We start from the raw sequence: 9,411 nt of genomic DNA on the forward strand, positions 1-9,411 counted from the left end.
CCTACCATTCCAGATCGCGCGCAGCGAGCACCTGCTGGTTGCGCGCGTCTTCGGCCAGGACCCCGTCGCGCAGCCGCAGGACGCGATGGGCCATGTGCCTGATGGCGTCGTTGTGCGTGACGATGACGATGGTGCAGCCGTAGTCGCGGTTGACCCGTTCCATCAACTCAAGTATCTCTTTCGAGGTTTGATAGTCCAACGCGCCCGTCGGCTCGTCGCACAGCAGCAGGCGAGGGTTTTTCACGAGCGCGCGCCCGATCGCGCAACGCTGCTGCTGCCCGCCCGATATCTGGCGCGGGAACTTTCCGCGATGGTCCCATAGCCCCAGCGAATGCAGCAGGTCGTCAAGGGGAAGCGGGTTTGCGCTGAGATGGCGGCACACCTCGATGTTCTCGCGCACGGTCAGGTCGGGGATCAGATTGTAGAACTGGAACACGAATCCCAGCTCGCGTCGGCGGTACTCGCCAAGCTCCTTGTCGGAAAGGCCGGTCAGCTCAACGCCTCCCACGCGGATGGAGCCCGAGTCGGCCGGCTCCAGCCCGCCTACCAGGTTGAGGAACGTGGACTTTCCCGAGCCCGAAGGCCCGAGCAGCGCGCATACGGCGCCCTGTTCGATGGTCGTGGCAATGTTCGAGAGCACGGTGGCGCGCGCTTCGCCTTCTCCGTAGTGCTTGCAAAGGCCGTCGACCGACAGGAAGGCGGGGTCGATCGCCGGGCGTTCGCGGCGTTCGTCGAAGTCGGCGTCTTGCGCCTTGCGGTTTTCGTGGGGGTCGTGCTTCTTCGGGGGGAAGAAGGCTGCTTGGTTGGACATGGGTTCTCGTTTCCCCGCGTGAGCGGCTTATAAGTTTACTAAGGCTAACATTTACCACAACAGAGAGGGAAACACAACGACAAGGGGGAATACGGGCGCGCGCAGCGCCTTGCTCGGCCGAGGAGGGCTCTGCGGCGCGGTGGAGGGCTGCGCGGGTCGGGCGGGTTGCGGGCTGCGCGCTCGGAAGGCGGTGAGGATCGAGCGGGCTTCGTCGCGTGCCGGGGAGGCGGCGCGGGTCGGGCGGGGACCGCGTGCGGCGCGCAGCGGTGAAACCGTGTTTTTGCCTCAACGGAAACGCGAAGGCTGCGTTGTCGCGCAAGCGACGTGGTAGGATTTCCCCTGAACCATGATCGAATTGCCGCATGCGAGGAGCAACCAGTGCCGGAAAACCAGAACAACGTGCCGAACCCGACCAAAACCGTGATCGACGACGAGCAGTTGAAGCGGATGCTCAATCAAAGCGAGCCGTCCTTTTTCGAGCGAAACCGGTTTCGCATGGTCACGCTTATCCTGATCGCCCTCAACGTGATCGTGTTCGCGGTGGAGGCGGTGCTTTCGGGGTTCCGCGTGAACGTGTCGACGTCGGTGCTCGTGCAGATGGGCGCCATGTACGCGCCGTGGATGCAGTCGGCGGCCGACCTGTACCGGTTCGTGACGCCGATGTTCTTGCACATGGACCTCATGCACCTGGGGTTCAACATGGTTGCGCTCTACAGCGTGGGCGAAGTGCTCGAACGCGTGCTGGGCAAGGGGAACTTCCTGGCGCTGTACTTCATCGGCGGCATCACGGGCAACGCGGTGTCCTACGCCGCCGACGTGTTCCTAGGCGGTGGCTCGACGGTGAGCGCCGGCGCTTCTACCAGCGTGTTCGGCCTGTTCGTGGCCGTAGCCCTGCTGGGTTTGCTGCACAAGGGGAATCGCTCGATGTTCGCGCAGTACAGCAAGGGCATGCTGGGCATCATCGCGGTGAACGTCGCGTACACGTTCTTGGTGCCGGGAATCTCCGTGAGCGGACACTTGGGCGGCGCGCTGGGCGGCCTGGTGGCCATGTTCATGGTGCCGGCGAAAAGCCTGCGCGTGCCCACCGTCGCGCGGGTGGCCGTGGGGGTTCTGTGGGTGGCTTCGCTGGTTTGGCTGCTGGCATCGCAGGGGCTGCTTTCCCTGTAGGGCGCGCACTGGCTTTCGGGAGGGTTTGCCCGACGTTCGCCGGCATGCGCCGACGTTCGCCGACGCCCGGAGGCGCGGCTTGCCGCCGCGCTATGCCAGGAACAGCTTGCGAACCTCGTCCATCAGCTGCTTTCGCATGAACACGAGCAGTCCCAGCAAGAACACGCTTGCTGCGAGTGCGCTCGAAAGCGCGGGGATCTCCCAGGTGGTAAGCCCCAGCGCGATGAGCGCAAGGGGAACCAGCCCCAGCACCACGTCGAAGAGCAGGTACTTCGCGTACCCGGCCACGAACGTGTCTTTGAACACGGCCACGAGCACCGTGTCGAACACCAGCGCCACCAGGCATATTCCCGGTATGACGAACGTGGTGACCAGCGTGTTTCCCGTGACCAGAAACCATGCTGCTGCAATGCCCAGCAAAATGAGGAAGTAGCGCACCACCACGCGCAAAAAGTCCGGCGAATGCGCAAGGATGTTGCGTACGAACAGGTAGTTCACCACCAACGCCACGCACACCGAAACCACGATGTCGCCCGGAAGCGACAGCATTCGTCCCAGAAAGGCCATCACCAAAAGGCACGCTCCGCTCACGAAGGCCAAGACGCCAAGGGCCATGGCTCCCGACTTGCGCACTTCGTTTCGCGGAAACGCCGACGGCGTTGCCGTTCCGGCAAGCTCGGCTTGGCACAAGGGACAGCGATCGAGGTCGCCGGTGAATTCGACGCGGCACTTCTCGCAACGTCTCACGGTCGTTCCCTTTCTCCTTCGGGTGCGCCGTCGTCGGCGCCTTCTTCATGTGCGGGAACCTGGCCGCCCCATCGTTTGACCGAAGTCTCCAGTTTGGTTTCCAGGCGGTCCTCGGCTACTTCTTCGCTTGTTTTGTTGATGTTGACGTACCCTTCGATGCCCTGGTCCGAGAAGTACCGGCAGAAGTTCTTGATCACGTCGGGGTTCGAGTACGTGGTGGATATGCCGATGCTCAGATCGTCTCCGAACGAGCACACCATGAAGTTGAGCCCGACGGTGGAGGTCAGCACGTTGACGTTGCGGATGAACGGGGCCAGGCGCTCGTCGACGCCGATAGCTCCCAGGCTTGATACGGTCGTCGTGGTTTCGCGCTCAACCATGCGGTCTGCCAGTTCGAGCGCGATGTCCTTCACGAACAGCGGGGCGAAGCGCAGGGCCGGGTGCTTTTCGAGCGCGATCATGCGGTTCATCCGCGGTTTGAGGTTTTCTGCCTCGGTCGCCACCTTCAGCTGGTCCTGCACGCGGGCGGCTACGACTTCCACGGGTTCGTCCTGATCGCCGGGCGTGTAGGACACGAAAGCCAAGCCGAAGAAGTTCTTGGTGGTGGCCGATTCGAAGATTCTCCGAAGGTCCACGGGCACGTCGATGCGAATGGCGCGATGGCGGTCGCGACGCGGCATCTCCGCACGAATGGCGCACATCACCGCTGCGATCGCAAGCGACGTCAGGCTCACTCCGTGCGAGCGCGCCAGGTCGAGCACGCGCTGCATGGGCAGGTGGTATTCCATGAACGTGGGGTCGGCCTTGTCGCGCCAGCCGGACAGCCGGTAGATCTTCGGCGCGCGCGTGCCCGCGGCCTTGTCCCGCTCAAAGTACTTGTCGAAGCTGTCCTCGTGCTTTTGGTGGTCAGATCCGTCGTATTCGAACGGCACCCCCTCCACGCCGTAGCGCTTTTGAATGTAGACGTGCAGCAGCATCTTGAAGAAGCTCAAGGAGCCGCGCCCGTCGGAGACGATGTGGGAAACCTCCAAGTTGATGCGGTTTCGATAATAGCTGACGCGGAACAGGACGCTTTTCGCGTCGACGTGCAGGCCGAAGCAAATCGGAAGGTTCTCGCGGCTGATTTCGGGCGGCTTCGGCGCTTGCTCCAGGTAGTGCCAGAACATGCCGCTGCGTAGGCACACGTTGAACCCGGGGAACGTGTCGACCGTCTTGTCGAGCGCGCGCTGCAGCGCCTGCGGGTCGACGTCGTCGACCAGCTCGGCTGCGTAGCGGAACACCGTTTGCGCGGAGCTGCCGGCTTGGGATGAGTAGAACTTGCCTACGTTGTCTAGTCGGTACCAAGTATTCCGAGCCACGCCGGTTTGTCCTCTCGCTTCAGGTCGGTGCCGTCAAGGAAGTGCCCGATGATCCGGTAGGTGTCTCTGACCGCGCCGACCACCGAGGGATACAGCAGGTACCCGTGCACGGCGTCGAGCACGCGGTAGCACTGCACGCTGCCGCCCTCCAGCTCCAAGCGCGCCGCGTACGCCTCGCCCTCGTCGCGCAGCGGGCAGTACTCGGCTGTGACCATCAGGGTGCGCGGCTGGTCCGAAAGGTCGGGATCGAGCAGCGGCGCGAAGTAGGGGTTGGCGTAATCGGTCGGCGACGAACGGTACAGCTCCATGTACCCGCGTATGTCGCGCCAGGTGAGCAGGTAGTCCTCGCCGTTTTCGCGCACCGAGTCGAACCATGAGGTTCGCGGGTCGTGATCGTCGTAGGTGACGGGGTAGAGCAGCACCTGCGTAGGCGGGCGAAACGCGCCGCGGTCGCGCGCCATGAGCGATACGACGGCGGCTAGATTTCCCCCTGCGCTGTCGCCGAGCAGCACGATGCGACGGGGATCGACGTCGGGCAGCAGCTTTCCCGCGAACAGCTGGCGCGTCACTTCGTAGCAGTCCTCGGGGGCCTGTGGGAATCGGTGCTCGGGCGCGCGCCGGTAGTCCACCGACACCACGCGCCGCTCGAGTTTGAGCGCCATGGTGGAGCAAGCGTCGGCGTAGAAGTCCACGTCGCCGTTGACCCAGCCGCCTCCGTGGAAGAACAGGATGGTGCCGCGCCAGTCTTCGGACACCTTGAAGCCCGAAGCAAGCGAGAAGTCGATGTCGAGCGGCGTGAAGATGCGCAGGGGCACGCGGTAGCCGTCCGGCATGACGGCGAAGGCGTCGTCGACGCGGCAGCGGGGATTGGGTATGGCCAGCTTGGCGCTGAGGTCCTCGGCGGCGCGCTGCGCCTTGTAGAACTCTTTGATGTCGGGCCTGATCCGCGTGGCGGCTCGATAGGCTGCCAGGATGGCCTTGTTCATGGGCATGGTTCGTCGTCCTTTCGCGGAGACGGTGCCGCCCGGCGCGGTTGGCGCGGATCGGGCGGCGCGGCGGCGCGCCGCGTCGGTTCGTCTGAGCATCGTAGCACAAGCTTCGCGCGCGGGGCCTTTCGGAGCGAAGCCGACACATCGCTGCGGCGCATCGTCGCCCGGAATGCACCCGCCAGCCTTCGCCTTCGCCCGCGCTTGCCCGGCCGAATCCGCACGGGCGGCCGGGTGCGGGCGCGGGCGACGGCGGGCGAGGGGGCGGTTGCGCGGACCGCTCGAAACCTGTACGTTTCGAGCGGCGATGACGTACTTGCGCGCCGCGGGGGCCGATTCGCCGCGCGCTTTGCTATGATGGCGAAAAACGATGATTCGCCGCGCCCGATCGAAGGGCGACGGCTGCATGAGACGAGGAGCGTGCTATGTACGGACTCAAAACGGAGGCGAGTTTCGATTCCGCCCATTTCCTGACCGATTACTATGGCAAGTGCGAGAACCTGCACGGCCATCGGTGGCGCACGGTGGTCTACCTGGAAACCGACGAGCTCCAAACCGAAGGGACCATGCGCGACATGGTGCTGGACTTCGGCGTGTTCAAACGCGCGGTGCGCGATCTGGCGGAAGAGCTCGACCACACCTTCCTCGTGGAGGAGGGCTCGCTTGGCGAGGCCACGTTGGCCGCGCTCGCCGCAGAGGGCTTCAGCTTGACTGTGCTGCCGTTTCGCACTACGGCCGAGAACCTGGCGCGCTACGTTTGCGAACGCTTGACTGAGCAGGGCCTGCCCGTTTCGCAGGTGGACATGTACGAGACTCCGAACAACTGCGCCGTGTACCGCGCGCGCTGATGCGACCGCGAACGGCAACGCGCGAACCTTCCCGAAGAGCCCCCGAATCCAGATGTGAAGAAATTGTATACCTAGGTTAACTCCCCTTGTCGGCACGTATAAGTTCACCTAAGATAACTCACATCGAACGAGGAGCTGCCTTATCGATTGTGAATCCGCTGACCCGGCGGCAGAGGCTCCTCTCGTCTGGCCGACTGCCGCATCATGCAAGCGGAGGGAAGATCCCCCCTTCTTCCCTCCGCTTTTCTTGTTTCGACTGGATTCGGGCATAGGGGGAGGGGAAGGAGGCGGGTCGTGGAGCGAATGTCCATGTCCGGCGAAGACTACCTGGAGGCTATCGTCGAGCTGAGCGGTCCCGAGCGGGCCGTCGTGCGCTCGGTTGACCTAGCCGACGCGCTATCGGTTTCCAAAGCGTCGGTGAGCAAGGCGGTGATCGTGCTCAAACGTGAAGGCTATGTCGACCAGCAGCCTTACGGCGGCATCACCCTGACCGAGAAGGGGATGGCGTACGGCACCTCCGTGCTCGACCGCCATAAGCTTCTTCTGGCGTTCTTGACAAAGGTCATCGGCATCGATGAGGACGTCGCAGACGAGGAAGCCTGCAAGATGGAGCATGCCATTAGCGACGAGTCCTTCGAGCGTTGGGTCGCCTACGCTGACAGCATTGGCCTGAAGTGCTCCGAAAGGCCGCATTCGTAGCAGCACGGGTCCGCTTCTCTACCGTCCGCAGATTGAGAGTGTTACGAAATTGAATTCCGTGTTACGATGCGCGACGAAACGGTTGCACATCGTACGGAAGGAATATGCCATGCTGGACGAAACGTGGTGGACGCGGGCGGCGTCGTTTCATGGGCACACGTGCCCGGGGCTCGCTATAGGATTCAAAGCGTGCGAAGGGGCCATTGCGGAGCTGGGACTCGATGCGGCGAGGCTTCCCGCCGTTGACGAGGAGATCGTGTGCGTGACCGAGAACGATGCGTGCGGCGTGGATGCCGTGCAGGTTGTTCTGGGCTGCACGTACGGCAAGTCGAACCTGATTCCCCGATTGCGCGGCAAGATGGCGTTCTCGTTCTTCGTGCGCGGCACCGACCGCGCCGTGCGCCTTGTGTTCACGGCCCGATCCGGCGAGAGAAGCCGCGACGAATTTCAATCGTACATCCTGAGCACGCCGTACGACCAGCTGTTCGACGTGGGGCTGCCCTCGTACGGTCTTCCGGAACCTGCGCGGCTGTTCGCGTCGCAGGAGTGCGCGGTGTGCGGCGAATCGACGGCCGAGTACGGCTTGCGCGTGCAGCAGGGCGCTTTGGTGTGCCGCGATTGCTACGACGCGTACGCGCGGGAGGGAATCTGGTGATTCGGTCCCTGATGGCTGCCGAAGGCGATGCGGGCGTTTCGGCTTCGCCTTCGGCAGCTTCGGCTTCGGCGGCCTCGGCGCGCGGTTCGGGAAGGGCGGCGCATGCTCAGGCGCGCATCGAGCGACGGAACTGGCTGGTTGTCGCCGTGCTTGTTGCCGTGTGCGTCGCGGTTTCTCTGTGCGCGCTCGCAAGCGGCGCTTCCGACATGAACCCGCTTGCCAGCGCGCAGGCGCTGTTGGGGGTCGGGTCTGCGCAGGACGTCATGACCGTGCGATCCATTCGTCTGCCGCGCGTGCTGTGCGCTATCGTTTCCGGCGCCGGCCTGGCGCTGGCGGGAGCCGTGCTGCAAAGCGTTCTGGAGAATCCGCTCGCATCCGCATCGACCGTGGGGATTTCCCAGGGAGCTGCCTTCGGCGCCACGTTGGCCCTTCTTGTGGTGGCTCCTGTTGTGGCGGGCGCTTCCACGGGGATCGGCATGGGCGCCGTTGCCTTGTTCGCGTTCGCTGGCGCCTTGGCGTCGAGCGCGGTGGTGCTGCTGTTCTCGCGGCTGGGGTCTTCCAGCCCGGAGAGCATCGTGCTGGTGGGCGTTGCGCTTTCGGCTTTGTGGGCGGGCGCGTCGACCATCATCCAGTATTTTTCGGACGACCTTGCCCTGACGAAAGTGATCTTTTGGCAGTTCGGCGACCTGGGCCGCGCAACGTGGTCTCAAATCGGCTTCATGGCCCTGGTGGGTGCTGCGTGCGCGCTGTACTTTTTCGCGAATCGCTGGAACTACAACGCGTTGCAAAACGGCGGCCAGGTTGCGGGCGGCTTGGGCGTGAACGTGGTGCGTTGCCGCGTGCTGGGCGTTGTGGCGTCTACGGTCATGGCGGCGGCGATGGTGTCGTTCGTGGGGCTTGTCAACTTCATCGGGCTCATTGCCCCTCATATCGCTCGCCGCCTTGTGGGCAACGACTACCGCTTCTTGCTGCCGGCATCGCTTGTCCTGGGATCGATCATCATGCTGGCCAGCGACCTTGCGGCGCGCATGGTCATATCGCCCGTGGTGCTCCCCATTGGCGCCATCACGTCGTTTCTGGGCGCGCCGCTGTTTCTGTACCTGCTGTACAAGGGGTGCAAACGATGAGGTGCGAGCAGTTGGGGAAGGGCGATCCTGCCGTGAGCGTCGAGGAGGCGCGGGCGCTGCTCCAGGAGGTGTTCGACGCTCCTGCGGCTGATCTGCGGATCCCCGAGCGCCCCGTGCTGTCCGCCGAGGCGGTGGCGTATGCGTACCCCGCTGCCGAAAAGCCGGTGTTTCGCGGCATCGACGTGCAGGCGACCGCGGGGTCGATGCTGGCCATCCTGGGAAACAACGGAGCAGGGAAGTCTACGCTGCTCAACGTTTTGGCGGGCATCGTTCGCCCGAGCGAGGGGTCGGTGAAGGTCGATGGTCGCGACGTCGCGTCGCTCGGCCGCCGCGACGTCGCCCGCCGCATTGCCTTGGTTGCGCAGCAGCAGCGTATCCCTCACTTGAGCGTGTACGACCAGGTGCTGTTGGGGCGAAAGCCGCATGTTTCGTGGTCGTTGTCCGATCGCGATCGCCGGGTGGTGTCCGCTATGATCGAGCGTCTGGGACTTGAGCGATTCGCCGCGCGCTATCTTGACGAACTGTCCGGAGGCGAGCGTCAGAAGGTGTTCATCGCCCGTGCGCTTGCGCAGGAGCCGAAGGTTTTGCTGCTCGACGAGCCTACGAGCGCGCTCGATCCGAAGAACCAGCTGGAGGTTTTGGGCATCGTGCGCGACGTGACCGCTTCGGAGTCCATCGCTTCGGTGCTGGTGATCCACGACATCAACCTGGCATTGCGATTCTGCGATCGTTTTTTACTGGTGCGCGATGGCTGCGTGGTGGCGTACGGCGACCGCGAGGCGGTGACCGACGAGGCTCTGTCGGCCACGTATGACGTGGGCTTCAAGGTGGACGCGGTGGGCGACGTTCCGGTAGCCGTGCCGCTTGGCTGACGGCGCGGCGCAACGGGTGCTCGCTATCGTTCGCGGTCGCAAGGCGCGCCCGCTTTCATTGTCGATCCAAAAACACGTTTTAGGGGCCGAAAACGTGTTTTTGGATCGACAAATACCGGAGCCGACCGCGAACGAGCGAGG

10 protein-coding genes are annotated in these 9,411 nt (G+C 64.0%); 6 read left to right on the top strand and 4 right to left on the bottom strand.

All coding sequences use genetic code 11. The features are described 5' to 3' along the window. Position 1: 1 nt before the first annotated feature. Positions 2-811 (bottom strand): ABC transporter ATP-binding protein, encoded by an 810-nt coding sequence (locus ACMNI9_RS05720; RefSeq protein WP_418831207.1) that lies wholly within the window; start codon positions 809-811, stop codon positions 2-4. A gap of 378 nt (positions 812-1,189) precedes the next feature. Here ACMNI9_RS05720 and ACMNI9_RS05725 point away from each other — a divergent pair, with 378 nt between their 5' ends. After that, positions 1,190-1,978, top strand: coding sequence for a rhomboid family intramembrane serine protease (locus ACMNI9_RS05725; RefSeq protein ID WP_225748823.1), 789 nt, complete (start codon positions 1,190-1,192; stop codon positions 1,976-1,978). 90 nt (positions 1,979-2,068) lie between these two features. Here the strand turns inward: ACMNI9_RS05725 and ACMNI9_RS05730 are convergent, their stop codons facing one another. From ACMNI9_RS05730 to ACMNI9_RS05740, 3 genes are read right to left on the bottom strand one after another with little or no spacing between them, the layout of a single operon-like run. Next, positions 2,069-2,725 (bottom strand): DUF6320 domain-containing protein, encoded by a 657-nt coding sequence (locus tag ACMNI9_RS05730; protein ID WP_114566824.1) that lies wholly within the window; start codon positions 2,723-2,725, stop codon positions 2,069-2,071. After that, positions 2,722-4,083 (bottom strand): phthiocerol/phthiodiolone dimycocerosyl transferase family protein, encoded by a 1,362-nt coding sequence (locus ACMNI9_RS05735; protein WP_418831208.1) that lies wholly within the window; start codon positions 4,081-4,083, stop codon positions 2,722-2,724. The genes ACMNI9_RS05730 and ACMNI9_RS05735 overlap by 4 nt, the downstream gene beginning before the upstream one ends. Continuing rightward, the gene (locus ACMNI9_RS05740; protein WP_418831209.1) at positions 4,056-5,075 is read right to left on the bottom strand and encodes an alpha/beta hydrolase; all 1,020 of its coding nucleotides are present in this window, start codon (positions 5,073-5,075) and stop codon (positions 4,056-4,058) included. Before ACMNI9_RS05740 ends, ACMNI9_RS05735 begins: the two co-directional genes overlap by 28 nt. Before the next feature lie 419 nt (positions 5,076-5,494). Here ACMNI9_RS05740 and ACMNI9_RS05745 point away from each other — a divergent pair, with 419 nt between their 5' ends. The 5 genes from ACMNI9_RS05745 to ACMNI9_RS05765 all read left to right on the top strand — a co-directional run bounded on the left by ACMNI9_RS05745 (position 5,495) and on the right by ACMNI9_RS05765 (position 9,270). Continuing rightward, positions 5,495-5,917: a 6-pyruvoyl trahydropterin synthase family protein gene (locus tag ACMNI9_RS05745; protein ID WP_418831211.1), complete on the top strand. Its 423-nt coding sequence runs from the start codon at positions 5,495-5,497 to the stop codon at positions 5,915-5,917. Between the two features lie 303 nt (positions 5,918-6,220). Beyond that, on the top strand, positions 6,221-6,616 hold the full coding sequence (locus tag ACMNI9_RS05750) for a metal-dependent transcriptional regulator (protein WP_181792559.1): 396 nt from the start codon (positions 6,221-6,223) through the stop codon (positions 6,614-6,616). 109 nt (positions 6,617-6,725) lie between these two features. Then, positions 6,726-7,271 (top strand): FmdE family protein, encoded by a 546-nt coding sequence (locus ACMNI9_RS05755; RefSeq protein WP_216528865.1) that lies wholly within the window; start codon positions 6,726-6,728, stop codon positions 7,269-7,271. After that, positions 7,268-8,398, top strand: a complete 1,131-nt coding sequence (locus ACMNI9_RS05760) for a FecCD family ABC transporter permease (protein ID WP_418831212.1) — start codon at positions 7,268-7,270, stop codon at positions 8,396-8,398. Before ACMNI9_RS05755 ends, ACMNI9_RS05760 begins: the two co-directional genes overlap by 4 nt. Continuing rightward, positions 8,395-9,270 carry an ABC transporter ATP-binding protein gene (locus ACMNI9_RS05765; protein WP_418831213.1) on the top strand — a complete coding sequence of 292 codons (876 nt, stop codon included), beginning with the start codon at positions 8,395-8,397 and terminating at the stop codon, positions 9,268-9,270. The genes ACMNI9_RS05760 and ACMNI9_RS05765 overlap by 4 nt, the downstream gene beginning before the upstream one ends. The last annotated feature ends 141 nt before the right edge of the window (positions 9,271-9,411 follow it).

The organism is Paraeggerthella sp. (assembly GCF_048427265.1).
GTDB lineage: Bacteria > Actinomycetota > Coriobacteriia > Coriobacteriales > Eggerthellaceae > Paraeggerthella > Paraeggerthella hominis.

Coding starts and splice junctions, on each gene's coding strand:
- ACMNI9_RS05740 (WP_418831209.1), bottom strand. CDS start 5,075: ATGCCCATGAACAAGGCCATCCTGGCAGCCTATCGAGCCGCCACGCGG.
- ACMNI9_RS05755 (WP_216528865.1), top strand. CDS start 6,726: ATGCTGGACGAAACGTGGTGGACGCGGGCGGCGTCGTTTCATGGGCAC.
- ACMNI9_RS05765 (WP_418831213.1), top strand. CDS start 8,395: ATGAGGTGCGAGCAGTTGGGGAAGGGCGATCCTGCCGTGAGCGTCGAG.
- ACMNI9_RS05720 (WP_418831207.1), bottom strand. CDS start 811: ATGTCCAACCAAGCAGCCTTCTTCCCCCCGAAGAAGCACGACCCCCAC.
- ACMNI9_RS05745 (WP_418831211.1), top strand. CDS start 5,495: ATGTACGGACTCAAAACGGAGGCGAGTTTCGATTCCGCCCATTTCCTG.
- ACMNI9_RS05750 (WP_181792559.1), top strand. CDS start 6,221: ATGTCCATGTCCGGCGAAGACTACCTGGAGGCTATCGTCGAGCTGAGC.